At 33.1% G+C, this 23,288-nt stretch carries 40 protein-coding genes; all 40 read right to left on the reverse strand.

Annotated elements, in window-relative coordinates:
* Window positions 1-281 precede the first annotated feature (281 nt).
* A complete protein-coding gene (cwlD, locus tag BN7997_RS00910; protein WP_071119010.1) occupies window positions 282-1,001 on the reverse strand; it encodes an N-acetylmuramoyl-L-alanine amidase CwlD in 720 nt (239 codons plus the stop codon).
* A 75-nt stretch (window positions 1,002-1,076) separates the two neighbouring features.
* Window positions 1,077-1,469 (reverse strand): 30S ribosomal protein S9, encoded by a 393-nt coding sequence (gene rpsI / locus BN7997_RS00915; protein ID WP_071119011.1) that lies wholly within the window; start codon window positions 1,467-1,469, stop codon window positions 1,077-1,079.
* Window positions 1,470-1,496: 27 nt separating this feature from the next.
* A complete protein-coding gene (rplM, locus tag BN7997_RS00920; RefSeq protein WP_071119012.1) occupies window positions 1,497-1,928 on the reverse strand; it encodes a 50S ribosomal protein L13 in 432 nt (143 codons plus the stop codon).
* Window positions 1,929-2,047: 119 nt separating this feature from the next.
* Entirely contained in the window at window positions 2,048-2,779 is a 732-nt protein-coding gene (gene truA, locus BN7997_RS00925; protein WP_071119013.1) for a tRNA pseudouridine(38-40) synthase TruA, read from the reverse strand.
* A gap of 11 nt (window positions 2,780-2,790) precedes the next feature.
* Entirely contained in the window at window positions 2,791-3,588 is a 798-nt protein-coding gene (locus tag BN7997_RS00930) for an energy-coupling factor transporter transmembrane component T family protein (protein ID WP_071119014.1), read from the reverse strand.
* Complete coding sequence (locus tag BN7997_RS00935) at window positions 3,582-4,448, reverse strand: energy-coupling factor transporter ATPase (RefSeq protein WP_071119015.1); 867 nt, start codon at window positions 4,446-4,448, stop codon at window positions 3,582-3,584. The genes BN7997_RS00930 and BN7997_RS00935 overlap by 7 nt, the downstream gene beginning before the upstream one ends.
* A complete protein-coding gene (locus BN7997_RS00940) occupies window positions 4,436-5,269 on the reverse strand; it encodes an energy-coupling factor transporter ATPase (RefSeq protein WP_071119016.1) in 834 nt (277 codons plus the stop codon). The genes BN7997_RS00935 and BN7997_RS00940 overlap by 13 nt, the downstream gene beginning before the upstream one ends.
* 665 nt (window positions 5,270-5,934) lie before the next feature.
* Window positions 5,935-6,276, reverse strand: coding sequence for a 50S ribosomal protein L17 (gene rplQ, locus BN7997_RS00945; protein ID WP_071119017.1), 342 nt, complete (start codon window positions 6,274-6,276; stop codon window positions 5,935-5,937).
* 20 nt (window positions 6,277-6,296) lie between these two features.
* Window positions 6,297-7,244, reverse strand: a complete 948-nt coding sequence (locus tag BN7997_RS00950; RefSeq protein ID WP_071119018.1) for a DNA-directed RNA polymerase subunit alpha — start codon at window positions 7,242-7,244, stop codon at window positions 6,297-6,299.
* Between the two features lie 89 nt (window positions 7,245-7,333).
* Window positions 7,334-7,957: a 30S ribosomal protein S4 gene (rpsD, locus tag BN7997_RS00955; RefSeq protein WP_071119019.1), complete on the reverse strand. Its 624-nt coding sequence runs from the start codon at window positions 7,955-7,957 to the stop codon at window positions 7,334-7,336.
* Between the two features lie 33 nt (window positions 7,958-7,990).
* The gene (gene rpsK, locus BN7997_RS00960; protein WP_026899687.1) at window positions 7,991-8,389 is read right to left on the reverse strand and encodes a 30S ribosomal protein S11; all 399 of its coding nucleotides are present in this window, start codon (window positions 8,387-8,389) and stop codon (window positions 7,991-7,993) included.
* A 22-nt stretch (window positions 8,390-8,411) separates the two neighbouring features.
* Window positions 8,412-8,783 (reverse strand): 30S ribosomal protein S13, encoded by a 372-nt coding sequence (gene rpsM, locus BN7997_RS00965; RefSeq protein ID WP_071119020.1) that lies wholly within the window; start codon window positions 8,781-8,783, stop codon window positions 8,412-8,414.
* Window positions 8,784-8,933: 150 nt separating this feature from the next.
* Window positions 8,934-9,047 carry a 50S ribosomal protein L36 gene (rpmJ, locus tag BN7997_RS00970; protein ID WP_017753001.1) on the reverse strand — a complete coding sequence of 38 codons (114 nt, stop codon included), beginning with the start codon at window positions 9,045-9,047 and terminating at the stop codon, window positions 8,934-8,936.
* A gap of 34 nt (window positions 9,048-9,081) precedes the next feature.
* The gene (gene infA, locus BN7997_RS00975) at window positions 9,082-9,300 is read right to left on the reverse strand and encodes a translation initiation factor IF-1 (protein WP_071119021.1); all 219 of its coding nucleotides are present in this window, start codon (window positions 9,298-9,300) and stop codon (window positions 9,082-9,084) included.
* A gap of 77 nt (window positions 9,301-9,377) precedes the next feature.
* The gene (map, locus tag BN7997_RS00980; RefSeq protein ID WP_071119022.1) at window positions 9,378-10,124 is read right to left on the reverse strand and encodes a type I methionyl aminopeptidase; all 747 of its coding nucleotides are present in this window, start codon (window positions 10,122-10,124) and stop codon (window positions 9,378-9,380) included.
* Window positions 10,124-10,774 (reverse strand): adenylate kinase, encoded by a 651-nt coding sequence (locus BN7997_RS00985; RefSeq protein WP_071119023.1) that lies wholly within the window; start codon window positions 10,772-10,774, stop codon window positions 10,124-10,126. The genes map and BN7997_RS00985 overlap by 1 nt, the downstream gene beginning before the upstream one ends.
* 15 nt (window positions 10,775-10,789) lie before the next feature.
* Window positions 10,790-12,058 (reverse strand): preprotein translocase subunit SecY, encoded by a 1,269-nt coding sequence (gene secY / locus BN7997_RS00990; RefSeq protein WP_071119024.1) that lies wholly within the window; start codon window positions 12,056-12,058, stop codon window positions 10,790-10,792.
* A gap of 44 nt (window positions 12,059-12,102) precedes the next feature.
* On the reverse strand, window positions 12,103-12,546 hold the full coding sequence (rplO, locus tag BN7997_RS00995; protein WP_071119025.1) for a 50S ribosomal protein L15: 444 nt from the start codon (window positions 12,544-12,546) through the stop codon (window positions 12,103-12,105).
* A 33-nt stretch (window positions 12,547-12,579) separates the two neighbouring features.
* A complete protein-coding gene (rpmD, locus tag BN7997_RS01000; protein ID WP_071119026.1) occupies window positions 12,580-12,765 on the reverse strand; it encodes a 50S ribosomal protein L30 in 186 nt (61 codons plus the stop codon).
* A gap of 14 nt (window positions 12,766-12,779) precedes the next feature.
* Entirely contained in the window at window positions 12,780-13,289 is a 510-nt protein-coding gene (gene rpsE / locus BN7997_RS01005; protein WP_071119027.1) for a 30S ribosomal protein S5, read from the reverse strand.
* Window positions 13,290-13,320: 31 nt separating this feature from the next.
* Window positions 13,321-13,689: a 50S ribosomal protein L18 gene (gene rplR, locus BN7997_RS01010; protein ID WP_071119028.1), complete on the reverse strand. Its 369-nt coding sequence runs from the start codon at window positions 13,687-13,689 to the stop codon at window positions 13,321-13,323.
* A 34-nt stretch (window positions 13,690-13,723) separates the two neighbouring features.
* On the reverse strand, window positions 13,724-14,266 hold the full coding sequence (rplF, locus tag BN7997_RS01015) for a 50S ribosomal protein L6 (RefSeq protein WP_071119029.1): 543 nt from the start codon (window positions 14,264-14,266) through the stop codon (window positions 13,724-13,726).
* A 30-nt stretch (window positions 14,267-14,296) separates the two neighbouring features.
* Window positions 14,297-14,695 carry a 30S ribosomal protein S8 gene (rpsH, locus tag BN7997_RS01020; protein ID WP_071119030.1) on the reverse strand — a complete coding sequence of 133 codons (399 nt, stop codon included), beginning with the start codon at window positions 14,693-14,695 and terminating at the stop codon, window positions 14,297-14,299.
* Window positions 14,696-14,727: 32 nt separating this feature from the next.
* Window positions 14,728-14,913 (reverse strand): type Z 30S ribosomal protein S14, encoded by a 186-nt coding sequence (locus BN7997_RS01025; RefSeq protein WP_071119031.1) that lies wholly within the window; start codon window positions 14,911-14,913, stop codon window positions 14,728-14,730.
* A 47-nt stretch (window positions 14,914-14,960) separates the two neighbouring features.
* On the reverse strand, window positions 14,961-15,503 hold the full coding sequence (gene rplE / locus BN7997_RS01030) for a 50S ribosomal protein L5 (protein WP_071119032.1): 543 nt from the start codon (window positions 15,501-15,503) through the stop codon (window positions 14,961-14,963).
* A 25-nt stretch (window positions 15,504-15,528) separates the two neighbouring features.
* On the reverse strand, window positions 15,529-15,834 hold the full coding sequence (gene rplX / locus BN7997_RS01035) for a 50S ribosomal protein L24 (RefSeq protein ID WP_071119068.1): 306 nt from the start codon (window positions 15,832-15,834) through the stop codon (window positions 15,529-15,531).
* A 22-nt stretch (window positions 15,835-15,856) separates the two neighbouring features.
* Window positions 15,857-16,225 (reverse strand): 50S ribosomal protein L14, encoded by a 369-nt coding sequence (gene rplN, locus BN7997_RS01040; protein WP_071119033.1) that lies wholly within the window; start codon window positions 16,223-16,225, stop codon window positions 15,857-15,859.
* Window positions 16,226-16,251: 26 nt separating this feature from the next.
* Window positions 16,252-16,506 (reverse strand): 30S ribosomal protein S17, encoded by a 255-nt coding sequence (rpsQ, locus tag BN7997_RS01045; protein ID WP_071119034.1) that lies wholly within the window; start codon window positions 16,504-16,506, stop codon window positions 16,252-16,254.
* Between the two features lie 22 nt (window positions 16,507-16,528).
* Entirely contained in the window at window positions 16,529-16,732 is a 204-nt protein-coding gene (rpmC, locus tag BN7997_RS01050; protein ID WP_071119035.1) for a 50S ribosomal protein L29, read from the reverse strand.
* 1 nt (window position 16,733) lies between these two features.
* Complete coding sequence (rplP, locus tag BN7997_RS01055) at window positions 16,734-17,165, reverse strand: 50S ribosomal protein L16 (RefSeq protein WP_071119036.1); 432 nt, start codon at window positions 17,163-17,165, stop codon at window positions 16,734-16,736.
* Window positions 17,166-17,196: 31 nt separating this feature from the next.
* Entirely contained in the window at window positions 17,197-18,003 is an 807-nt protein-coding gene (gene rpsC / locus BN7997_RS01060; RefSeq protein WP_071119037.1) for a 30S ribosomal protein S3, read from the reverse strand.
* Window positions 18,004-18,025: 22 nt separating this feature from the next.
* Complete coding sequence (gene rplV, locus BN7997_RS01065) at window positions 18,026-18,361, reverse strand: 50S ribosomal protein L22 (protein WP_071119038.1); 336 nt, start codon at window positions 18,359-18,361, stop codon at window positions 18,026-18,028.
* Window positions 18,362-18,393: 32 nt separating this feature from the next.
* Window positions 18,394-18,675 carry a 30S ribosomal protein S19 gene (gene rpsS / locus BN7997_RS01070; RefSeq protein WP_071119039.1) on the reverse strand — a complete coding sequence of 94 codons (282 nt, stop codon included), beginning with the start codon at window positions 18,673-18,675 and terminating at the stop codon, window positions 18,394-18,396.
* 35 nt (window positions 18,676-18,710) lie between these two features.
* Entirely contained in the window at window positions 18,711-19,541 is an 831-nt protein-coding gene (gene rplB, locus BN7997_RS01075; RefSeq protein ID WP_071119040.1) for a 50S ribosomal protein L2, read from the reverse strand.
* A 32-nt stretch (window positions 19,542-19,573) separates the two neighbouring features.
* Entirely contained in the window at window positions 19,574-19,864 is a 291-nt protein-coding gene (gene rplW / locus BN7997_RS01080) for a 50S ribosomal protein L23 (RefSeq protein ID WP_071119041.1), read from the reverse strand.
* Window positions 19,864-20,487 carry a 50S ribosomal protein L4 gene (gene rplD, locus BN7997_RS01085; RefSeq protein ID WP_071119042.1) on the reverse strand — a complete coding sequence of 208 codons (624 nt, stop codon included), beginning with the start codon at window positions 20,485-20,487 and terminating at the stop codon, window positions 19,864-19,866. The genes rplW and rplD overlap by 1 nt, the downstream gene beginning before the upstream one ends.
* A 28-nt stretch (window positions 20,488-20,515) precedes the next feature.
* Complete coding sequence (rplC, locus tag BN7997_RS01090; RefSeq protein WP_071119043.1) at window positions 20,516-21,145, reverse strand: 50S ribosomal protein L3; 630 nt, start codon at window positions 21,143-21,145, stop codon at window positions 20,516-20,518.
* Window positions 21,146-21,234: 89 nt separating this feature from the next.
* Window positions 21,235-21,546, reverse strand: a complete 312-nt coding sequence (gene rpsJ, locus BN7997_RS01095; protein WP_071119044.1) for a 30S ribosomal protein S10 — start codon at window positions 21,544-21,546, stop codon at window positions 21,235-21,237.
* A 407-nt stretch (window positions 21,547-21,953) separates the two neighbouring features.
* Window positions 21,954-22,058 carry an EF-Tu C-terminal domain-related protein gene (locus BN7997_RS16355; RefSeq protein WP_074010943.1) on the reverse strand — a complete coding sequence of 35 codons (105 nt, stop codon included), beginning with the start codon at window positions 22,056-22,058 and terminating at the stop codon, window positions 21,954-21,956.
* 22 nt (window positions 22,059-22,080) lie between these two features.
* On the reverse strand, window positions 22,081-23,274 hold the full coding sequence (gene tuf / locus BN7997_RS01100; RefSeq protein ID WP_071119045.1) for an elongation factor Tu: 1,194 nt from the start codon (window positions 23,272-23,274) through the stop codon (window positions 22,081-22,083).
* Window positions 23,275-23,288: the final 14 nt, after the last annotated feature.

The raw sequence follows: 23,288 nt of genomic DNA on the forward strand, positions 1-23,288 counted from the left end.
CTGAGCCAGGATCAAACTCTCAAATAAAAGTTGTTACCTGCTCAGACTATCATTATCTGAATATCTGGCTTGGTTTGTTAGTTTCAATTCTATAAATTAACCTACTGTTTAATTTTCAAAGTTCTTTTTTTGTTTTGCCCTTTTCTTAAGGACAAGTATAACTATACCATCTTATTTTTATAACGTCAATACTTTTTTTAAATTTTATTATAAAAAATAAATTAAGCTATATCCAACTTTATTAGACATAGCTTATTGTACCACAATTATGTTTTTTTATACTACTTTGTAGTAAAATAATTTTGAATTCCTGCATATATAGACCATGCAATTTTTTCTTGATATTTCTCATCCGTCAACAACTTAGCTTCTTTATCATTAGATAGGAATCCACACTCTATTAATACAGAAGGTATATCATTATCTTTTAATAAATATAAATCGTCCCTTGGCTTAACTTCTCTATTATTTGTTTTATCTACTATCCTCTTAAGCTCTTGCTGTATGTACTTAGATAACTTTATAGAATCCTCTTTTCCTGCAGGGTAAAAAGTCTGAGCTCCATAGTATTTAGATGCCCCCTTGCCTACTAAAGCATTCATATGTATAGATATAAACATATCCGCATTAGATTCTTCTATTATTTTCTTTCTATTTTTTAAGTTTTCATTATATTTTTGCCTTATGGTCTTTTTACCGTCTTCTACATATAAACTACTATCATCTTCTCTAGTAAGTATAACATGTGCACCACTAGATTCTAATAATTCCCTAATCTTATGCGTAATAGCTAAATTGATATCTTTTTCTAATATAGTCTTGTCATCATTTAGAGTACCAGAATCTATTCCCCCATGACCTGCATCTAATATTATCACTTTATTAGTAACAGGCATGTATTTCATTACGTCCTCAGAGTTTTCTTTTATTTCATATATAGAGGCTGTCATCAAAATTAAAGCTACCATCGCAAAAATCACGTATTTTATGTACTTTTTCAAATTATCACCCTGTACATTTATATTAAAAAAGACCCTGGAATATTCCAAGGTCTTTTGAAAAAATACAGTATAAAATTATCTCTTTGAGAATTGTGGAGCTCTTCTTGCTGCCTTTAATCCGTATTTCTTTCTTTCCTTCATTCTAGCATCTCTAGTTAAGAATCCTTCTTTCTTTAAAGCTCCTCTTAACTCTTCATCAGCTTTTAATAAAGCTCTAGATATACCATGTCTTATAGCACCAGCTTGTCCAGTGAATCCTCCACCTTCAACTTTTACTATAACATCGTATTTGTTTTCATTGTTAGTTAAAACTAATGGTTGTTTAACATCTCTTATTAATGTTTCGTAGTTGAAGTATTCTTCAACTGCTCTTCCATTTACTATTATGTTTCCTTCACCTGCAACTAATCTAACTCTAGCAACAGAGTGCTTTCTTCTTCCAGTTCCGTAGTATTGAACGTTAGCCATGATAACTCCTCCTTTCACCCGCAATTATTATTTAAAGTTTAGAACTTCTGGATTTTGAGCTGCATGGTCATGATTTGGTCCAGCAAATACTCTTAATCTAGTCATCATTCTACTTCTTAATTTATTCTTACATAACATACCGCTTACTGCATGAGCAACTACTTCCTCAGGCTTCTTAGCCATCATTTCTCTGTAAGTTATTTCTTTTAATCCACCTACATAACCAGTGTGGTATCTGTACATTTTTTGATCTAATTTCTTTCCTGTTAAAACTACTTTCTCAGCGTTTACAACAACAACGAAGTCCCCTCCGTCAACGTGTGGAGTGAAAGTAACTTTGTGCTTTCCTCTTAATACTGTCGCTATTTCAGTTGCTAAACGACCTAATGTTTTTCCTTCAGCGTCAACGATGTACCATTTTCTTTGTACATCAGCTGGCTTAGCTATATAACTTTTCATAGTTGTCCCTCCTTAACTTTTTTTCATATAAAAATTTTACCGTTTATGTCAAGTCCGGGGCAAGTGGACTTATTAACACACTCTAATTTATTTTAATACATGCCCCCTGGTGTGTCAAGCTAATAATCAACTTTTTTAAGAAATAATCCATGTGCTGGTGCAGTATGCCCACACTCACTTCTGCTTTTAGATTCCACTATTTCCTTTAAGCTCTTATTTATTCTTCCTCGACCTATATCTACCAGGGTCCCTACTATTATCCTTACCATATTATATAGGAACCCGTTCCCTTCTACTTCTAATACAATAAGATCTTCTTGTTTAGTCAGTCTTATACCATATATTTCCCTTACTGTATCTTTTACAGACGATCCCGAACTCATAAAACCTTTAAAGTCATGTGTTCCTATTAAGTATTTAGACTCTTTGACCATCTTATCAAAGTCAAGATCATACTTAACATGGTAAGATATATCTTTATATATAGGACTTCTATACATACTGTTATGTATTAAGTATCTATATGTTTTCCCTTTTGCATTGTATCTAGAATGGAATTCACCATCAACTTCTATACAGTCAATTATAGAAATATCCTTAGGCAATTTAGAATTTAATGCATTCGGTATTTTATCCACAGGTATAGCATTTTCTAACTTAAAATTAGCAACTTGTCCTAATGCATGAACACCTGCATCAGTCCTACCAGATCCTGTAAGCTTAACTTCTTCTCTTGTTATATCATGAATAGCCTTTTCTATTGTACCTTGTATTCCTAACGAATCTGGTTGTTTTTGCCATCCACAATAATTAGAACCATTATATTGTATTGTAATCTTTAAGTTTCTCATAATATACCTCTTTAGATAAATCTAGTAATTATAATTATAACCAAATATATTATCAGTATACAACCTGCAATATAATCACTTTTAGTTATAATAGATTGTCTCATTTTAGTTCTGTTATATCCACCTCTATAACATCTAGCTTCCATAGCCATCGCAAGCTCTTCTGCTCTTCTAAAAGCACTAACAAATAAAGGTACTAATAACGGAACTAGATTTTTAGCCCTACTTACAAGATTCTTACTTTCAAAATCAGCCCCTCTTGACATTTGAGCTTTCATTATCTTATCTGTTTCATCTAATAGTGTAGGTATAAATCTTAATGCTATAGTCATCATCATAGCTAGTTCATGTACTGGTAATCCTATTTTATTAAATGGATTTAATAACCTCTCTATACCATCTGTAAGATCCATAGGAGATGTTGTCAATGTTAACATAGATGTACCTAAAACTAAGAATATTAATCTTAATGCCATAAATATAGCTTGGCTAATACCTTGTTCAGTTATTTTTATAAACCCAAAAGACCATATCGGATCCCCTGGAAGGAAAAATACATTTATTACAAACGTAAATATTATAATCCATCTAAGAGGCTTAAGACCCTTTAGTATATATTTCGTAGGTATATTAGATAGCTTTATCGCAGCCAGTAAAGATATAAATACTATAGCGTATGGCCAAAACTTATTTATTATAAATAAGGAAACCATAAAAACAAAAGTAGCTATAAGTTTTATTCTCGAGTCTAACCTATGAATAACAGAATTAGAAGGATAGTGTTGACCTATTGTTATATCTTTTAACATTGTTTCCCTCCTTTTACTGCTTTCAGTATTTCTTCTTTAGCTTCTTCTATCGTTAATATATCTTCTCTTATATTAAATCCTTTTTCTCTTAACTTTATAGCAAGTTCTAAAACTTGAGGTACATCTAAACCTATTTCTTTTAGTCTATCAACATTAGAATTGAATACCTCTCTTGGAGAACCCATAAATTCTATTTTTCCATGATTCATAACTATTATATTTTTAGCCAACTTAGCCATATCATCCATACTGTGAGATGATAATATTATAGTCATATTATTATTTTTATGAAGCTTAGTTATAAGTTCAAATATTTCATCCCTACCACCTGGATCTAACCCTGCTGTAGGCTCATCTAAGATTAAAACTTCAGGATTCATAGCTATAACACCAGCTATTGCTACTCTTCTTTTTTGACCACCTGATAATTCAAATGGAGATTTATCCTTAAACGACTCATAATCAAGTCCAACAGCTTCCATTGATAGTTTTACCCTATTTTTTATTTCCTCTTCTTCTAGACCCAAATTAGACGGTCCAAAAGCTATATCTTTTTCTATAGTTTCTTCAAATAGTTGGTATTCAGGATATTGAAACACTACACCAACTCTTTTTCTTATTTCAGTTAAATTTAAATCAGGATCTGTTATTTTAAAATCATTTATATATATATCACCTGATGAAGGCTTAAGTATACCATTTAAGTGTTGTATCAGTGTTGATTTTCCTGAACCTGTATGACCTATAAGTCCAACAAAATCTCTATCTTTTATTTCAAAACTAATATTATCTAAGGCTTTACTACTAAAAGGCATTCCCTCATTATATATATGAGTTAAATTTTTTACTACAATTGACATAATTCCATCACCATCTCATCTACAGTTAATATATCATCTCTTATATCTAATCCTTCTGATTTTAATAGATTAGATAATTCTGTCATACAGGGAACATCTAAACCTATATTCTTTAGAGTATCTATTTTACTAAAGACTTCCTTAGGTGTACCTTCTAGTAACTTTTTGCCTTTTTCCATAACTATAACTCTATCTGCATCAACTGCTTCTTCCATAAAGTGAGTTATATGTAATGTTGTTATATTCTCTTCTTTATTTAGCCTTTTTATAGTTTTCATTACTTCTTTTCTTCCTGATGGATCTAACATAGCTGTAGCTTCATCAAATATAATACATTTTGGTTTCATAGCAATTATACCTGCTATAGCTACTCTTTGCTTTTGTCCACCTGATAATAAGTGAGGTTGTCTATCCCTTAACTCATACATACCTACACTTTTAAGCGATTCCTCAACCCTTTTTCTTATTTCATTAGGTTCTATCCCTAAATTCTCAGGACCAAAAGCAACATCTTCTTCGACTACAGTTGCAACTATTTGGTTATCTGGATTTTGGAATACCATACCTGCTGTTTGTCTTATATCCCATAACTTATCTTCTTCTCTTGTATCCATTTTATTTATAAGTATATTACCTTCAGTAGGGAATAATATAGCATTTAGGTTCTTAGATAGCGTAGATTTTCCAGAACCATTGTGACCTATTATAGCTACAAATTCACCCTCTTTTACTTGTAAATCTAGATTGTCTATAGCTTTAAGCGTATTTTCATCTGTAATATACTCAAATGATACATTATTGACTTCTATTATATTTTTCATCAATTAACTCCTTCTCATAAGTAGTATATCTAGTATTTAAAAATGGTTTACTTAATATTATACCATAATTTGATATGTTTTTTTAACTCTGACAGCTAGAATTTAATACTTAAATAGTACATATTATAACATTAAAATACATTTTTTATATTTTCTAATAATCAGCAAAGAATAACTATAATAGAAAATTTACTGTTTTATTATGTATTGTTTTAAATAACAATCAAAATTATTACATAAGTAAAAACTATATTAAATAGTTTAGTATTCAGTCACAAAATTTATATATATTCAAGATTTTTTAGAAGTTTAATCTATAAGTTTCAATTAAAATACTTCATTATTTAAAATTATTATATTGTATTATTTAAATGTATCATAGATAATAAAAATATTTTATAATTTAGAATTGTTATTATAATTTATATCTATAAATTTCAAAATATAAATATTTTTAGTTAGTTTGTTGTGCTAGTTGATTATAATTATTGAAAATGCTCTAGTCTAATAAACTATATTTTTATAATTAAAAAATCTTATATAGTGAATTAAATATATTTAACAAAATAAGTAACATAATAGATTAATTAATTAATTAATAATTAGATAAATTAACATAATATAATAAAAAAGGATTAAGTTATATAACTTAATCCTTTTCTATACTATACTAATTCTATAAAAGCCATTTCAGCAGCGTCGCCTCTTCTTGGTCCTTTTTTGATTATTCTAGTATATCCACCGTTTCTCTCTGCATATTTTGGAGCTATATCAGTGAATAAGTTGTTTACTACAGTCTCATCCATAACGTAAGCTAAAACTTGTCTTCTAGCGTGAAGATCTCCTCTTTTAGCAAGAGTTATCATCTTTTCTGCCATTCTACGAGTTTCTTTTGCTCTAGTTACAGTTGTTTCTATTCTTCCGTTTCTTAGTAAATCAGTTACTAAGTTTCTTAACATAAGGTTTCTGTGAGATGTCTCACGTCCTAATTTACGGTAAGTAGCCATACTATATCCCTCCTTCTTGCCTATTCTTCGCTTGGTTTAAGACCTAGTCCAAGTTCTTCTAACTTTTGGATTACTTCTTCTAAAGATTTCTTCCCTAGATTTCTAACCTTCATCATATCGTCCTCAGATTTATTAGCTAATTCTTCAACTGTGTTTATTCCCGCTCTCTTTAAACAGTTGTAAGATCTAACAGATAAATCTAATTCTTCTATTGTCATTTCTAGAACTTTTTCTTTTTGGTCTTCTTCTTTTTCTACCATTATCTCAACGTTGCTTACATGCTCAGTTAAGTCTATGAATAGATTTAAGTGTTCAACTAGAACTTTAGCTGCTAGAGATATTCCTTCTTGAGGATTTATACTTCCATTAGTCCAAACTTCTAGTATTAATTTATCATAATCTGACTTTTGACCTACTCTAGTATTTTCAACATGGTAGCTTACTTTTTCAACAGGAGTATATATTGAATCTACAGGTAAAACACCTATAGGCATATGCTCTGTCTTATTTTCTTCAGCAGAAACGTATCCTCTACCTTTGTCTACATGTATTTCCATATTAAACTTAGAATTTTCATCTAGCGTAGCTATATGTAAATCTTTGCTTAATACTTCAACGTCAGGAGGACATATTATGTCTGATCCTTTGATAGTGCATGGTCCTTGAGCTTCTATTTTAAGAGTTCTACTACCTTCACCATCTATAGTAGCTGAAAGTTCTTTTAATGCTAATATAATTTCAGTAACATCTTCTTTAACACCTGGTACAGTTGAGAATTCATGAAGAACTCCATCTATTTTTATAGAATTAACTGCAACACCTGGTAAAGATGATAATAATATTCTTCTTAAAGCATTCCCTATAGTTATGCCGTATCCTCTTTCTAGAGGTTCTACAACAAACTTTCCATATCTATAGTCTTCGCTAAGTTCTATTATATCTACTTTTGGTTTTTCTATTTCTATCATGGACAAAACCCTCCCTTAAATTTATTAATCCACTGAGGGTAAACAATTTTTCAAAGATAACTTTAAAAGTTATCTTTAAAATATGCTTATTACTTAGAGTAAAGCTCTATTATTAAGTGTTCTGCTATTTCAAGATCTATATCTTCTCTTGCTGGTAAAGCAACAACTTTAGCAGACATTTCTTCTAAGTTAGTTTCTAACCACTTAGGAGCTACCTTTGTGTTAGCTTCTACTAAAGCTTTGAATTTAGCAGAAGATTTTGATCTTTCTTTAACTGTTATAACATCACCTGGTTTAACTGTCATAGAAGCTATATCAGCTTTATGTCCATTTAATAAGAAGTGACCGTGTCCAACTAATTGTCTAGCTTCTTTTCTAGATGAAGCTAATCCCATTCTGTAAACAACATTGTCTAATCTTCTTTCTAATAAACTTAATAAGTTAACCCCTGTCATACCAGCCATTTTGTCAGCACGCTCGTATAAGTTTCTGAATTGAGTTTCTAATACTCCGTATATTCTCTTAACTTTTTGCTTTTCTCTTAATTGTAAACCATAGCCAGAAACTTTCTTTCTTCCTTGTCCATGTTGTCCTGGAGCATAGTTTCTTGTAACTATAGCACATTTATCAGTATAACATCTTTCACCTTTAAGGAATAATTTCATTCCTTCTCTACGGCATTGTCTGCATGATGCACCTGTGTATCTTGCCATGTCTTTACACCTCCTAATTTTCTCGTTATATAATTACACTCTTCTTCTCTTTGGTGGTCTACATCCATTGTGAGGAATTGGAGTTACGTCTTTTATCATTGTTACTTCAAGTCCAGTTGCTTGTAAAGCTCTTATTGCAGCTTCTCTTCCTGAACCTGGTCCTTTTACGAATACTTCAACAGTTTTTAAGCCGTGTTCCATTGCAGCTTTAGCAGCAGTTTCTGCAGCCATTTGAGAAGCAAATGGAGTAGCTTTTCTTGATCCTTTGAATCCTAATTGTCCTGAAGATGCTGCTGATATAGCATTTCCGTGAACATCAGTTAAAGTTATTATTGTGTTGTTGAAAGTTGATTGTATATGAGCTTGACCACGTTCTATGTTTTTACGCTCTCTTCTTCTTACACGTGTAACTTTCTTTTTTGGTTTAGCCATTGTTTTCCCTCCTATCTAATTATTATTTCTTCTTCTTACGAGATACAGTTTTTCTAGGACCTTTTCTAGTTCTAGCGTTAGTCTTAGTTCTTTGTCCTCTTAGTGGAAGACCTTTAGCATGTCTCATACCTCTGTAACATTTTATATCTCTTAATCTCTTTATATTTAAAGCTATCTCTCTTCTTAAGTCACCTTCAACTAAGAAATCATTGTCTATTATCTTTCTTAATTCGTTAACTTGCTCTTCAGATAAGTCTTTTATTCTTACGTTAGGATCTATCTCAGCTTTAGCTAATATTTCGTTAGCAGTTGCTTTCCCTATACCGTATATATAAGTTAAGCCTATTTCCGCTCTTTTTTCTCTAGGTAAATCTACCCCAGCTATTCTTGCCATATTCGCACCTCCTACACTTAATTTTAGTGTTAAAATCTTAATATCATATCAATCTAAATATAGATTTATCTACGATTAAAATCTACCCTTTGTTAACTTCACAGTATTATATTATACTATAAATTTCAACAAATTACTAGTAATAATTTCTTATCCTTGCTTTTGCTTATGCTTTGGATTTTCACAGATAACCATTACTTTACCTTTTCTTTTTATAACTTTGCACTTTTCGCACATTGGTTTTACTGATGGTCTTACTTTCATTGTTAATCCCTCCTTAGACTAATATTTAAATAGTCTACTTCTTACGCCAAGTAATTCTTCCTCTTGTAAGGTCATATGGAGAAAGTTCAACATTCACCTTATCACCTTCTAGAATTCTTATGAAGTTCATTCTTAGCTTTCCAGATATATGACATAATATTTCATGTCCATTCTCTAGTTTTACTTTGAACATAGCGTTAGGTAGAGCTTCTACAACTGTACCTTCTAATTCTATAACATCTTTTTTGGCCATTAACTAACCAAACCTCCATTTCAATAAGTTAAATCATTGACTTAACTTTGATAGCATATTTCCTATTTATCTAGCAACTATAGACTTGATAATATTATAGGTTCATCATTTGTTATTGCTATCGTATGCTCATAATGAGCTGATTTTTTGCCATCTACAGTGACAATAGTCCAACCGTCAGCTAAAGTCTTAACTTGATAACGACCAGCGTTTATCATAGGTTCTATAGCTAAAACCATTCCTTCTTGAAGTCTTGGTCCTTTTCCAGCTGGGCCATAGTTAGGTATTTGAGGGTCTTCGTGAAGATCAACTCCCACTCCATGACCTACTAAATCTCTAACAACTGAGAAACCATGTTTCTCAACGTGTGCTTGTATTGCGTGTGAGATATCAGATAATCTATATCCTAGTTTAGCAAATTTTATGCCTTCATAGAAGCTTTCCTTTGCTACTTCTATTAATTTCCTATCTTCTTCAGATATTACACCTACTCCGTGAGTCTTCGCAGAGTCTGAATGATATCCTTTATAATAGGCTCCTACATCTAAGCTTACAATGTCACCTTCTTTTAAAATTTTATTTCCTGGTATTCCATGTACTACCTCTTCATTTATAGAAGCACATATAGAACCTGGAAAACCACCATATCCTTTAAAAGATGGTATGGCATTGTATTTTCTTATATTCTCTTCAGCTATTTTATCTAACTCTAAAGTAGATATTCCCGGAATTATAGCTGACTTTAAGATCTCATGAGTTTCAGCAACTATTTTACCTGCTTCCCTCATGATTTCAATTTCTTTTTGTGATTTTATAATAATCATTATTTCTCACATCCTAGAGCATTAACTATGTCTTCAAATACTTTCTCTATAGATTGTTGACCATTTATGTTAGCTATTATACCTTGAGAACTATAATAGTCTACTAATGGTTTTGTTTCATCTAAGTACACTTGTATTCTTTTTGATACAGTCTCTTCATTATCATCTGCTCTTTGGTAAAGTTCTCCTTGGCATACATCACATACGCCATTTTCTTTAGAAGGATTAAACTCAACATGATACGTAGCACCGCAAGATTTACATATTCTTCTTCCTACAGCTCTTCCAACTAATATTTCTTTATCAACTTCGATATTAACTACCTTGTCTAAAGCTATATTAGCTTCTTTTAAAAACGCATCTAAATGTTGTGCTTGAGATACATTTCTTGGGAATCCATCTAACATAAATCCATTTTTACAGTCATCTTGAGTTATTCTGTCTGTAACTAAACCTACAGTTAACTCATCTGGAACTAGTAATCCTTGATCCATGTATTCTTTAGCTTTCTTACCAAGATCTGTTCCTTCTTTTATATTCTTTCTGAATATATCTCCTGTTGATATATGAGGTATTTTGTATTTATCTACAATACCAGCTGCTTGTGTACCTTTACCGGCACCAGGAGGTCCAAGTAATATTATTCTCATATTATCATCTCCAATTTATTTTAAGAATCCTTGATAGGTTCTCATAACTAAATTTGATTCTAACTGTCTCTTAAGCTCTAATGCAACTCCAACAACTATTAGTAATGATGTCCCAACTAATGTTATTTGTATCTTCATGAAGAACATAACAATTGCTGATATCATAACTATAACTGATAGGAATAAAGCTCCAGCTAGAGTTAATCTTGATAATATTCTATTTAAATAATCTATAGTAGGTTTTCCTGGTCTTATACCTGGTATAAATCCACCATTATTTTTCATATTATTTGCTATATCTTCAGTATTAAATGATACTGTAGTGTAGAAATAAGAGAAGAATACTATCAACAGAATTTCAAGCGTTCTATATATCCAAACTCCAGGCGCTTGCATAGGGCTTAAATATGTTTGAACAAATTTTTGAGCATCTGCTCCCATGAACATTGCTATAGTTTGAGGGAAAGCTAAAAGTGAACTAGCAAAGATTACCGGAATAACCCCTGATTGATTAACTTTCATTGGTATATGAGAACTTTGTCCTCCATACATTTTTCTTCCAACAACTCTCTTAGCATATTGTACAGGTATTTTTCTAGTAGCTTCTTGTATATATGTAACTGCTGCTATTGTTAAAAGTATTACTACTGCTAACACAACCGCTGCCCATATTTGTACTTTTCCAGATTTTACTAGACTTACAGTTGATATAATATCTTTTGGTATTCCCGAAACAATACCTATGAATATTATAATCGAGCTTCCATTACCTAATCCTTTTTCAGTAATTTTATCTCCTATCCACATTAACAGCATACTTGCTGATACTAATGTTAATATAACTGTAATTATAAAGAATGCACTTTTTGATATTAACGCCCCTTTAACAATACCTAATGTAATAGCTATTGCTTGTATAAACGCTAATACTAGTGCTATATATTTTGTATATTTATTAATTTTTTTCTTACCTTCTTCACCAGACTTTTGAAGTTCTTCCAAACTTTCAAAACCTATAGTTAGAAGTTGTATTATGATAGATGCAGTTATTGCAGGACCTATACCTAAAGCAAATAATGTAAACTGACTGAATGCTCCTCCAGTAAACATATTATATAGGGAAAGAAGACCATTTGAGTCAACCATTCCCTTTATAATATTTGTATTTACTCCAGGAACAGGTATTGTTGCACCTATCCTAAATACTACAATCATCATCAAAGTATATAATATTTTTCTTCTTACATCTTTAAGCTTCCAAGCTTGTTTTATTTGTGACAGCACGTTAACTCACCCCGCCTATAATGGCTAAGAGTTAGCAGATTAGATTAAACTAATTCTGCTTTTCCTCCAGCTTTTTCTATTTTTTCTTGAGCTGAAGCAGTAAACTTAGCAGCTTGAACTGTTATAGCTCTTTCTAAGTTTCCTTCGCCTAAGATCTTAACGCCGTCTTTTTCTATTTTAGATATAGCACCTGTAGATTTTAATAATTCTGCAGTTACTACAGTTCCATTTTCAAATCTGTTTAATAATTCAACATTAACTTCTGTGAATACTTTCTTATTTGGGTTAGAGAAACCTCTCTTAGGAAGTCTTCTAGCAAGTGGCATCTGACCACCTTCGAATCCAACTCTAACTCCACCACCTGAACGAGACCATTGTCCTTTTTGTCCACGTCCTGCAGTTTTACCTTGTCCAGTCGCAGTACCTCTACCTAATCTTCTCTTAGCTTTTACTGCACCTTTAGCAGGTTTTAACTCATGTAACTTCATGGATTGCACCTCCTTATCGTACTTCTGTTATTATTACTCAGCTATTTCAGTTACTTCAACTAAATGCTTAACTTTTGTTATCATACCTCTTATTTGGGCATTATCTTCTTTAACAACTACTTGTTCTCTTTTTCTTAATCCTAACGCTTCAACGTTCTTTCTTTGGTTAGGAGTAGTTCCTATTGTACTTCTAACTAATTTTATTTGTAATTTAGCCATCTTTCACTACCTCCTTACCCTAGAAGTTCTTCAACTTTTTTTCCTCTAAGTTTAGCTATTTCTTCAACTGTCTTTAGAGAGTTAAGTCCTTCTATTGTAGCATTTACCATGTTTCTTGGGTTGTTAGATCCTAAAGATTTAGCTCTAACGTCTGTTAATCCAGCTAACTCAAGTACGGCTCTAGCAGGTCCACCAGCTATAACCCCTGTACCTTGCTTAGCAGGCATTATTAATATTTTACCAGCACCGAAGTGTCCGTTAACTTCGTGAGGTATTGTTGTACCAACTCTTGGTACGTGTATAAGATTCTTCTTAGCATCTTCTACAGCTTTCTTTATTGCGTCTGGTACTTCCATTGCTTTACCAGTACCAACACCAACGTGTCCGTTTTCATCTCCAACTACTACTAACGCTGCAAATCTGAAGTTTCTACCACCTTTTACAACTTTAGTAACACGTCTAACTTCAACAACTGTCTCTTTTAAGTCAAGTTGTCTTGCATCTATCGGCTTACGACGTAACATGTGCATTTCCCTCCTTTGTTTCTTTTGTTAATTAGAACTTAAGTCCAGCTTCTCTAGCAGCTTCTGCTAAAACTTGAACTCTACCGTGATATAAGTATCCACCTCTGTCAAATACAACTTCAGTGATTCCTTTTTCTATAGCTCTCTTAGCGATCATTTCTCCGACCATTTTAGCTGCTTCTTTGTTTCCACCGTGGTTAACAGCACCTTTTACTTCTGCATCTAAAGAAGACGCAGCTGTAAGAGTAACTCTGTTAGCATCATCTATTATTTGAGCGTATATATTGTTAGAACTTCTGAATACACATAATCTTGGTCTTTGAGTAGTTCCAGTTATCTTTCTTCTAACTCTTTTGTGTCTTTGAAGTCTGTTAGCATTCTTATCAGCTTTCTTTAACATCAGGCCCACTCCTTTCTAGTGTTTAAGTTTGGTATTATTTCTTACCAGTTTTACCTTCTTTACGTCTTACAACTTCACCAGCGTATCTTATACCTTTACCTTTGTATGGCTCTGGCTTTCTCCAGTCTCTTATCTTAGCAGCGTAGTTTCCTACTAATTGCTTATCGATACCTTTTACTATTAACTCAGTTTGGTTAGGAACTTCAACTGTTAATCCTTCTGGATCTTCCATTTCTACTGGATGAGAGAATCCTAAGTTCATAACTAATTTCTTTCCTTGCTTTTGAGCTCTGTATCCAACACCAACTAATTCTAATTTCTTTTCGAAACCATTAGTAACACCTATAACCATATTATCTATTAAAGTTCTAGTTAATCCGTGTAAAGATCTGTGTTGCTTGTTGTTTGTAGGTCTTTCAACAGTTATAGTATTTTCTTCTTGCTTTATGCTTATAGCAGCATCAAATTTCTTAGTTAATGTACCTTTTGGTCCTTTTACTGTAACTAAGTTTCCTTCAGCTATAGTAACTTCAACTCCTGCAGGTACAGTTATTGGTTTAACTCCTATTCTTGACATAGTCGCACCTCCTTACATTGTTCATTTATATTACCAAACGTAGCAGATTACTTCTCCACCAACATTTTCTTTTCTAGCTTGCTTATCAGTTAATATCCCTTTTGAAGTAGATATTATTGATATACCTAATCCGTTTAATACTCTTGGCACTTCATGCTTGTCAGCATAAACTCTCATACCAGGCTTAGATATTCTCTTAAGTCCTGATATAACTCTTTCGCCAGTTTGTCCGTACTTTAATTGTATTCTTATTATTCCTTGCTTTCCATCTTCTATAACATCGTAACCTCTGATGAAACCTTCTTCTAATAATATTCTAGATAATTCTTTCTTCATATTAGAAGCTGGAACATCAACAGTTTCATGCTTAACAACGTTAGCATTTCTTATACGAGTTAGCATATCCGCTATTGGATCTGTCATTGTCATATTGAAACCCTCCTTCCATTTTGGTCAAGCTTCTACCAGCTTGCTTTTCTTACACCAGGTATTTGACCTTTATAAGCTAATTCTCTGAAGCATATACGGCATATACCGAATTTTCTTAAAACCGAATGTGGTCTACCACATATAGTACATCTAGTGTATTCTCTAGTAGCGTACTTTTGCTTTCTTTGTTGCTTTACAACCATCGCTTTTCTAGCCACTGGAATCCCTCCTTCATAATTAACTTAGAAAATGTCCTTTTCTAAGCTTACTTAGAAAACGGCATTCCTAATAATTTTAATAATTCACGTGCTTCTTCGTCAGTCTTTGCAGTCGTAACGAATATTATATCCATCCCTCTTACTTTGTCTACTTTATCGTATTCTATTTCAGGGAATATTAATTGCTCTTTAACACCTAAAGCGTAGTTTCCTCTACCATCGAATGCGTTAGCGTTAACTCCTCTGAAGTCTCTAACTCTTGGTAAAGATACAGAAACTAACTTGTCCATGAAGTAGAACATTTTATCAGCTCTTAATGTAACTTTCGCTCCTATTGGCATTCCTTCTCTTAATTTGAAGTTAGCAACTGATTTTCTAGCTCTAGTTATAACTGGTTTTTGTCCAGATATCATTTCCATTTCTTCTACAGCTTTTTCTAATCCTTTTGGATTTTCTCTAGCATCGCCTATACCCATGTTTATAACTATCTTGTCTAACTTAGGTATTTCCATAACGTTTTTGTATCCAAATTTCTCCATTAAAGCAGGAGCAACTTCTTTCATGTATTTTTCTTGTAATCTAGAAGCCATTTAAGGTCCCTCCTTTCAAGCTATATTATATTTCTTTTCCGCTCTTAACTGCTATTCTTACTTTTTTTCCATCCTTCATTTCAAATCTAACTCTTGTTCCTTTTCCTGTCTCAGGATCAAGTGGCATTACGTTAGATATGTGTATTGAAGCTTCTTTGTTTACTATTCCACCTTGTGGGTTTATAGCATTTGGCTTTTGGTGCTTAGTTATTACGTTAACTCCTTCAACTACAACTCTGTTAGCTTTAGGCATTACTTTAACAACTGTACCTTTTTTACCTTTATCTTTACCTGCTATAACTACAACAGTATCACCTTTTTTAACACGCATCATGTCCTATTGCACCTCCTTATTATAGTACTTCTGGAGCAAGAGAAACTATTTTCATAAAGTCATTATCTCTTAACTCTCTAGCAACAGGCCCGAATATACGAGTTCCTACTGGAGTTTTGTCGTCTTTTATTATAACAGCTGCGTTTTCATCGAAAGATATATAACTTCCGTCTTTACGTCTTACGCCTTGCTTTGTTCTAACTATAACAGCTTTAACAACTTTACCTTTTTTTACAACTCCACCAGGTGTTGCACTTTTAACAGTAGCAACTATTACGTCGCCTATGTTACCAAATTTTCTTTTACTTCCGCCTAGTACACGTATACATAGTATTTCTTTTGCACCAGAGTTATCAGCAACTCTTAGACGTGTCTCTTGTTGTATCATATCGTAATCCCTCCTTTTCCAAAAAACTACTTAACTTTCTCAACAACTTCAACTAGTCTGAATCTCTTATCTTTTGATAAAGGTCTAGTTTCCATTATCTTTACTCTGTCTCCGATTCTACATACATTTTGTTCATCGTGAGCCTTGAACTTTTTAGTTCTCTTAACTGGCTTATTATATAATGGGTGACGTACGAAATCTTCAACTGCAACAACTATAGTTTTATCCATTTTGTCACTTACAACACGGCCTATTCTAACTTTTCTTCTTCCTCTTTCCATGTTTAAAAGCCTCCTTTCCAAATTAAGCTCTAGTTTCGTTTAACTTTCTTTCAGCAAGGACAGTCTTAACTCTAGCTATATCCTTTTTAACGAATTTTATTCTAGCTGTATTTTCTAATTGACCAGTAGCTAATTGGAATCTTAAGCTAAATAATTCACTTTTGAAGTCATTTAACTTATTCATTAGCTCTTCGCTTGTTAAACTCTTTAATTCTTTAGCTTGCATCCTATTCACCACCCTTTACTTCTAAATCTTCTCTTTTTACAAACTTACATTTAACTGGAAGTTTATGCATTGCAAGTCTCATAGCTTCTCTAGCTTTCTCTTCAGAAACACCTGCTAATTCGAACATAACTCTTCCTGGCTTAACTACTGCTACCCAGTATTCTGGAGAACCTTTACCAGCACCCATACGAGTTTCAGCTGGTTTTCTTGTTACAGGCTTATGAGGGAATATTTTTATCCAAACTTTCCCGCCTCTTTTTATTGATCTTGTCATCGCGATTCTGGCAGCTTCTATTTGGTTAGAAGTTATCCAAGAAGCTTCCATTGCAACTAATCCGAACTCTCCGTAAGTAACTTTGTTACCTTTTTGAGCCTTACCAGCCATGCTTCCTCTATGAACTCTACGACGTTTTACTCTCTTTGGCATTAACATGAGTATTTCCTCCTTCCTCGAACCTTATTTATTAGTTTCCTTTGTTTTCAGTTCTTTGAGGTCTTGATCCTTGAGGTCTTTGTCCTCTGTTGTTTCCTCTATTATCATTACCTCTTCTGTTATTTCTTCTGTTATCTCTTCTATCGTTTCTCTTGTTATCTCTTCTATCGTTTCTTCTTTCTTCTCTTGGGTTTACACCATTCTTAGTTGGTAAAACTTCTCCGTTACATATCCAAACTTTTATACCAGTTTTACCGTAAGTAGTGTTAGCCTCAGCGAAACCATAGTTTATATCAGCTCTTAATGTTTGTAAAGGAACATTTCCTTCGCTGTATCCTTCAGTTCTAGCCATTTCAGCTCCACCTAATCTACCAGAAGCAGATACTTTTATACCTTTAACTCCTGACTTCATAGCTCTTTGTATAGCTTGCTTCATAGCTCTTCTGAATGCAACCCTTCTTTCTATAGCTAACGCTATATTTTCTGCTACTAATTGAGCATCCTTATCAGGGTTTCTTACTTCAACTATGTTAACTATTACAGTTTTCTTAGTCATTTTTTCTAATTCAGCTTTTAATGCGTCTATTCCAGCACCAGCTTTTCCTATAACTACACCTGGCTTAGCAACGTGTAAGTCTAATTTTAATTTGTTAGCTGATCTTTCTATTTCTATCTTAGCAACTCCAGCTGAGTATAATCTTTTCTTTAAGAAATTACGTACATTATGGTCTTCTAATAATAAGTTTCCGAATTCTTTCTTATCAGTTGTGAACCATCTTGAGTCCCAATCTTTTATAACACCGACTCTTAGTCCGTGTGGATTAACCTTTTGACCCATTATTATCCCTCCTATCTATTAATTATTTTCTTTCCTTAAGAACAACCTCTATGTGAGAAGTTCTCTTTCTTATCATTGTTGCTCTACCCATAGCTCTAGGCATGAATCTCTTCATTGTAGGTCCTTGGTTTGCAACTATTGATGCAACGTATAATTTATCAGCATCCATTTCATGATTGTTTTCAGCGTTCGCTTTAGCAGACTTTACAACCTTAGCTATTATTTCAGCCGCTCCTCTTGGAGTGAACTTTAATATTGCTAATGCTTCATCAACATTTTTTCCTCTAACAAGGTCACAGATTTGTCCTGCTTTTCTTGGTGATACACGTACATATTTAGCAGTAGCTTTTGCTTCCATTTGCTATTCCTCCTTCCTTAGTCAGAAATTTATTATTTTCTCTTATTAGATTTTTCGTCGTCCTTGTGTCCTTTGAAAGTTCTTGTAGGAACGAATTCACCTAATTTATGTCCAACCATGTCTTCTGTTATATATACAGGCACATGTCTTCTTCCATCATGAACAGCTATAGTATGTTCTACCATTTGTGGGAATATAGTTGAAGATCTTGACCAAGTCTTTATAACTTCTTTATTTCCGTTAGCGTTCATTTCTTCTATTTTCTTTAAAAGTCTTGCGTGGACAAAAGGTCCTTTTTTAGTTGATCTTGACATTTAATTTCCTCCTTTCCGGGCAAAAAGTAAATCTATTACTTAGTTCTTCTTGATACTATTAACTTATCAGAAGCTTTGTTTTTCTTTCTAGTTTTGTATCCAAGAGCTGGTTTACCCCATGGAGTAACTGGTGAAGGTCTACCTATTGAAGTTCTACCTTCCCCACCACCGTGTGGATGGTCACAAGGGTTCATTACAGATCCTCTAACAGTAGGTCTTATACCCATATGTCTCTTTCTACCAGCTTTACCTATAACAACGTTACCGTGTTCTATGTTACCAACTTGTCCTATAGTAGCTTTACAATCTATAGAAACGAATCTCATTTCTCCTGATGGTAATCTTAATAAAGCTTTCTTTCCTTCTTTAGCCATTAATTGAGCAGAAACCCCAGCAGATCTTACTAATTGAGCTCCTTTTCCTGGCTTTAATTCTATGTTGTGTATTACTGTACCAACTGGCATATCTTTTAACGCCATAGCATTTCCTGGCTTTATGTCAGCTGTTGGTCCTGATAATACTGTAGTTCCAACTTCTAATCCAACTGGAGCTAATATATAAGCTTTTTCACCATCTGCATAGTGTAATAAAGCTATGTTAGCAGTTCTGTTTGGATCGTATTCTATAGTTGCAACCTTTGCAGGTATTCCATCTTTATTTCTCTTGAAATCTATTATTCTGTATTTCCTTCTGTTTCCTCCACCTCTGTGACGAACAGTTATTTTACCTTGTGCATTTCTACCAGAGTTTTTCTTTAAAGAAACTAAAAGAGATTTTTCTGGTTGATTACAAGTTATTTCATCAGAAACTAAAACTGTCATTTGTCTTAAGGCAGGAGAAGTTGGTTTAAACTTTTTTATAGCCATCTGTTTTCCCTCCTTCGTTTGTTAGGGGTTAATTACATTCCTTGGAAGAATTCTATTTCTTTGCTATCAGCAGTTAATTTAACTACTGCTTTCTTAAAGCTTGCAGTTCTTCCTTCATGTCTACCCATTCTTTTAACTTTTCCATCGTAGTTTAATGTATTAACTTTTTCTACATTTACTCCGAATATAGCTTCTACAGCTTTCTTTATTTCAGTCTTGTTTGCATCTTTAGCAACAACGAAAGTATATTTCTTGTTAGCCATTTCCATCATACTTTGCTCAGTTACAACTGGCTTTTTTATTATATCATGTGGATTAGTCATTATGCGTACACCTCCTCCACTTTTTTAACAGCGTCTGTTGTTATTATGAATGAATCATACTTTAATATATCGTAAACATTTATAGTGTTAACTGTAGCAGTTGCAACACCTTCTATGTTTTTAGCTGATTTTATTACGTTTTCGTTATTTTCAGCAGTTACTACTAAAGCTTTCTTAGCAGCATTTACGTTCTTTAATATTTGAACGAATTCTTTAGTCTTAGGAGCTTCCATGTTTAAAGCATCTAATACTATCATTTCTCCGTTTTGTACTTTAGAAGTTAAAGCGCTCTTCATAGCTAATCTTCTAACTTTCTTTGGTAATGTGTAGTTGTAGCTTCTTGGCTTTGGTGCGAAAGCAACTCCTCCACCTACCCATTGTACTGCTCTTATAGAACCTTGTCTAGCTCTACCAGTTCCTTTTTGTTTCCAAGGCTTTCTTCCGCCACCTCTAACTTCTGCTCTAGTCTTAGCAGATTGAGTACCTTGTCTCTTGTTTGCTAATTGATTTTTAACAACTTCATATAAAACATGTTCATTAACTTCTACGTTGAATATAGAATCTACTAATTCTATTTCTCCAACATTTTGTCCATTAATATTTAATACATTTAATTTTGGCATTGTGCTTCCTCCTTTCTTAGGTTAGTCATTATTTAGAAGACTTAACAGCTTCCTTTATAGTTACCATTGAACCTTTAGGTCCTGGTATAGCACCTTTAACTAATATAAGGTTCTTATCAGCATCTACTCTAACAACCTCTAAGTTTTGAACAGTAACTTTAACGCTACCCATGTGTCCTGCTAGTTTTTTGTTTTTGAAAACTCTACCTGGGAAAGAACATGCTCCCATTGAACCTGGTCTTCTGTGGTATCTAGAACCGTGAGATTCAGGACCTCTAGATTGTCCATGTCTCTTTATTGGACCTTGGAATCCCTTACCTTTACTTGTTCCAGTAACATCTATTTTTTCTCCTGCAGCGAATAAGTCAGCTTTTATTTCTTGTCCAACTGTGAATTCTTCTACAGCGTCTACTCTAAACTCTTTTAAGTGTTTCTTTAAAACATTAGCAGCAGCTAAATGTCCTTTTTGTGGTTTGTTTAAAGATTTTTCTTTAGCATCTTCAAAACCTACTTGTATTGCGTTGTATCCGTCTTTCTCAACTGTTTTAACTTGAGTTACAACGTTTGGTCCTGCCTCAACAACTGTTACAGGTACTACTATACCTTCTTCAGTGAATATTTGAGTCATACCTAATTTTTTTCCTAATATTCCTTTCATATTAGCACCTCCTATAATCTTACAGCGGATTATAATTCTATAATCATACTAAGAGAATTTCCTTATAGGATAATAATCTTAGGTTGCTATTATAACTTTATTTCTATATCAACACCAGCTGGTAAATCTAATCTCATTAATGAGTCAACAGTCTTAGGTGTTGGGTTAGCTATGTCTATTAATCTCTTATGAGTTCTTATTTCGAACTGCTCTCTAGAGTCTTTGTACTTGTGTACAGCTCTTAATATAGTTACTATTTGCTTTTCTGTTGGTAGTGGCACAGGTCCTGAAACTTGTGATCCAGCTTTCTTAGCAGTTTCAACTATTTTAGCAGCTGAAAAATCTAATAATTTGTGATCATATGATTTTAATCTTATTCTTATTTTTTCATTTTGAGCCATTTTAATTTCCCTCCTTTATCGCACGTTTAATCTTTAAGTTACGCGCGACTTATGCCGATACACTGCTCCGGGTGTGTTGCATTTTTAAAAATCGACAATAGGTCGCTACTAACTAAGATTTAGTTTATTTTTCGTATCTCTCAAGCACACTATTATATTTTACATTATTTTTTTATTTTTTTCAAGTTTTTTTTAAAATTTCACAAATTTTATTTATTATGTAAAACCTGGTTTAAACTTGATTTATTTCCTCTAACAAAGCACTCACTTAGTATATAAAATTTATAGCATTTTGTCAATGAAATATAACTAGTATATTATTACTATTTATGAATTTTCTTCATTTAAATAAAAAAGAGAGGGATACCCCTCTCTTTTTATCTATTAATTAATCCACTTAAAGAAGATTATTCAACTATAGAAGCAACAACTCCTGATGCTACTGTTCTTCCACCTTCTCTTATCGCGAATCTTAATCCTTCTTCTATTGCTATTGAGTTTATTAACTCTATTAATTAATCCACTTAAAGAAGATTATTCAACTATAGAAGCAACAACTCCTGATGCTACTGTTCTTCCACCTTCTCTTATCGCGAATCTTAATCCTTCTTCTATTGCTATTGAGTTTATTAACTCAACTGTCATTGTTACGTTATCTCCTGGCATAACCATTTCTATACCATCTGGTAACTTACAAGCTCCTGTAACGTCTGTTGTTCTGAAGTAGAATTGTGGTCTGTATCCATCGAAGAATGGAGTGTGTCTTCCACCTTCTTCTTTCTTAAGAACGTATACTTCTGCCATGAATTTAGTGTGAGGCTTAACTGTTCCTGGCTTAGCCATAACTTGTCCTCTTTCTATTTCATTTCTTTGTACACCTCTTATTAATGCTCCTATGTTATCTCCAGCTTGTGCTTGGTCTAATAACTTTCTGAACATTTCTACTCCTGTTACTACAACTTTTCTTGGTTCGTCAGCTAAACCTACTATTTCAACTTCGTCTTGAACCTTTAATATACCTCTTTCAACTCTACCTGTAGCAACTGTTCCTCTACCTGTTATAGAGAATACGTCTTCTACTGGCATTAAGAAGTTTTTATCTACATCTCTTTCTGGTTCTGGTATATAAGCATCTATTTGCTCGAATAATTCAACTATTTTGTCTCCCCACTCAGAAGCTGGGTTTTCTAATGCCATTAATGCAGATCCTCTTATTATTGGAGTGTCATCTCCTGGGAATTCGTACTCATTTAATAAGTCTCTTACTTCCATTTCAACTAACTCTAATAATTCTTCGTCGTCTACCATATCACATTTGTTTAAGAATACTACTATGTATGGTACACCAACTTGTCTTGATAATAATATATGCTCTCTTGTTTGAGGCATTGGTCCATCTGTTGCTGAACAAACTAATATAGCACCGTCCATTTGAGCAGCACCTGTTATCATGTTCTTAACGTAGTCAGCATGTCCTGGGCAGTCAACGTGAGCGTAGTGTCTGTTTGGAGTTTCGTACTCAACGTGAGCAGTAGATATTGTTATACCTCTTTCTCTTTCTTCTGGAGCTTTATCTATGTTAGCGAAGTCTACAGCTTCTCCTAATTGATATCTCTCGTGTAATGTTTTTGTTATTGCAGCTGTTAATGTAGTTTTACCGTGGTCAACGTGTCCTATTGTTCCTATATTAACGTGTGGTTTATTTCTTTCAAATTTAGCTTTAGCCATTTTGAAATACCTCC

Origin of the sequence: Romboutsia timonensis (assembly GCF_900106845.1) — a bacterium.
GTDB classification, from domain to species: Bacteria; Bacillota; Clostridia; order Peptostreptococcales; family Peptostreptococcaceae; genus Romboutsia; species Romboutsia timonensis.

What these genes read in the sequence shown, in the direction of transcription:
- rpsI (WP_071119011.1), bottom strand. Translation starts at nt 1,469, where the DNA reads ATGGCTAACGTTCAATACTACGGAACTGGAAGAAGAAAGCACTCTGTT.
- rplM (WP_071119012.1), bottom strand. Translation starts at nt 1,928, where the DNA reads ATGAAAAGTTATATAGCTAAGCCAGCTGATGTACAAAGAAAATGGTAC.
- truA (WP_071119013.1), bottom strand. Translation starts at nt 2,779, where the DNA reads ATGAGAAACTTAAAGATTACAATACAATATAATGGTTCTAATTATTGT.
- BN7997_RS00930 (WP_071119014.1), bottom strand. Translation starts at nt 3,588, where the DNA reads ATGTTAAAAGATATAACAATAGGTCAACACTATCCTTCTAATTCTGTT.
- BN7997_RS00935 (WP_071119015.1), bottom strand. Translation starts at nt 4,448, where the DNA reads ATGTCAATTGTAGTAAAAAATTTAACTCATATATATAATGAGGGAATG.
- BN7997_RS00940 (WP_071119016.1), bottom strand. Translation starts at nt 5,269, where the DNA reads ATGAAAAATATAATAGAAGTCAATAATGTATCATTTGAGTATATTACA.
- rplQ (WP_071119017.1), bottom strand. Translation starts at nt 6,276, where the DNA reads ATGGCTACTTACCGTAAATTAGGACGTGAGACATCTCACAGAAACCTT.
- BN7997_RS00950 (WP_071119018.1), bottom strand. Translation starts at nt 7,244, where the DNA reads ATGATAGAAATAGAAAAACCAAAAGTAGATATAATAGAACTTAGCGAA.
- rpsD (WP_071119019.1), bottom strand. Translation starts at nt 7,957, where the DNA reads ATGGCAAGATACACAGGTGCATCATGCAGACAATGCCGTAGAGAAGGA.
- rpsK (WP_026899687.1), bottom strand. Translation starts at nt 8,389, where the DNA reads ATGGCTAAACCAAAAAAGAAAGTTACACGTGTAAGAAGAAGAGAGCGT.
- rpsM (WP_071119020.1), bottom strand. Translation starts at nt 8,783, where the DNA reads ATGGCAAGAATAGCTGGGGTAGATTTACCTAGAGAAAAAAGAGCGGAA.
- rpmJ (WP_017753001.1), bottom strand. Translation starts at nt 9,047, where the DNA reads ATGAAAGTAAGACCATCAGTAAAACCAATGTGCGAAAAGTGCAAAGTT.
- infA (WP_071119021.1), bottom strand. Translation starts at nt 9,300, where the DNA reads ATGGCCAAAAAAGATGTTATAGAATTAGAAGGTACAGTTGTAGAAGCT.
- map (WP_071119022.1), bottom strand. Translation starts at nt 10,124, where the DNA reads ATGATTATTATAAAATCACAAAAAGAAATTGAAATCATGAGGGAAGCA.
- BN7997_RS00985 (WP_071119023.1), bottom strand. Translation starts at nt 10,774, where the DNA reads ATGAGAATAATATTACTTGGACCTCCTGGTGCCGGTAAAGGTACACAA.
- rplO (WP_071119025.1), bottom strand. Translation starts at nt 12,546, where the DNA reads ATGAAGTTACATGAGTTAAAACCTGCTAAAGGTGCAGTAAAAGCTAAG.
- rpmD (WP_071119026.1), bottom strand. Translation starts at nt 12,765, where the DNA reads ATGGCTAAATTACAAATAAAATTAGTTAGAAGTACAATAGGAACTACT.
- rpsE (WP_071119027.1), bottom strand. Translation starts at nt 13,289, where the DNA reads ATGTTACGTCGTAAGCCGATAGATGCAAGACAACTTGACTTAAAAGAG.
- rplR (WP_071119028.1), bottom strand. Translation starts at nt 13,689, where the DNA reads ATGTTAAAGAAAGCTGATAAGAATGCTAACAGACTTCAAAGACACAAA.
- rplF (WP_071119029.1), bottom strand. Translation starts at nt 14,266, where the DNA reads ATGTCAAGAATAGGAGTTAAACCAATAACTGTACCTGCAGGAGTTGAA.
- rpsH (WP_071119030.1), bottom strand. Translation starts at nt 14,695, where the DNA reads ATGACAATGACAGATCCAATAGCGGATATGCTAACTCGTATAAGAAAT.
- rplE (WP_071119032.1), bottom strand. Translation starts at nt 15,503, where the DNA reads ATGGCTTCTAGATTACAAGAAAAATACATGAAAGAAGTTGCTCCTGCT.
- rplX (WP_071119068.1), bottom strand. Translation starts at nt 15,834, where the DNA reads ATGCGTGTTAAAAAAGGTGATACTGTTGTAGTTATAGCAGGTAAAGAT.
- rplN (WP_071119033.1), bottom strand. Translation starts at nt 16,225, where the DNA reads ATGATACAACAAGAGACACGTCTAAGAGTTGCTGATAACTCTGGTGCA.
- rpsQ (WP_071119034.1), bottom strand. Translation starts at nt 16,506, where the DNA reads ATGGAAAGAGGAAGAAGAAAAGTTAGAATAGGCCGTGTTGTAAGTGAC.
- rpmC (WP_071119035.1), bottom strand. Translation starts at nt 16,732, where the DNA reads ATGCAAGCTAAAGAATTAAAGAGTTTAACAAGCGAAGAGCTAATGAAT.
- rplP (WP_071119036.1), bottom strand. Translation starts at nt 17,165, where the DNA reads ATGTTAATGCCAAAGAGAGTAAAACGTCGTAGAGTTCATAGAGGAAGC.
- rpsC (WP_071119037.1), bottom strand. Translation starts at nt 18,003, where the DNA reads ATGGGTCAAAAGGTTAATCCACACGGACTAAGAGTCGGTGTTATAAAA.
- rplV (WP_071119038.1), bottom strand. Translation starts at nt 18,361, where the DNA reads ATGGAAGCAAAAGCTACTGCTAAATATGTACGTGTATCACCAAGAAAA.
- rpsS (WP_071119039.1), bottom strand. Translation starts at nt 18,675, where the DNA reads ATGTCAAGATCAACTAAAAAAGGACCTTTTGTCCACGCAAGACTTTTA.
- rplB (WP_071119040.1), bottom strand. Translation starts at nt 19,541, where the DNA reads ATGGCTATAAAAAAGTTTAAACCAACTTCTCCTGCCTTAAGACAAATG.
- rplW (WP_071119041.1), bottom strand. Translation starts at nt 19,864, where the DNA reads ATGACTAATCCACATGATATAATAAAAAAGCCAGTTGTAACTGAGCAA.
- rplD (WP_071119042.1), bottom strand. Translation starts at nt 20,487, where the DNA reads ATGCCAAAATTAAATGTATTAAATATTAATGGACAAAATGTTGGAGAA.
- rplC (WP_071119043.1), bottom strand. Translation starts at nt 21,145, where the DNA reads ATGAAAGGAATATTAGGAAAAAAATTAGGTATGACTCAAATATTCACT.
- rpsJ (WP_071119044.1), bottom strand. Translation starts at nt 21,546, where the DNA reads ATGGCTCAAAATGAAAAAATAAGAATAAGATTAAAATCATATGATCAC.
- tuf (WP_071119045.1), bottom strand. Translation starts at nt 23,274, where the DNA reads ATGGCTAAAGCTAAATTTGAAAGAAATAAACCACACGTTAATATAGGA.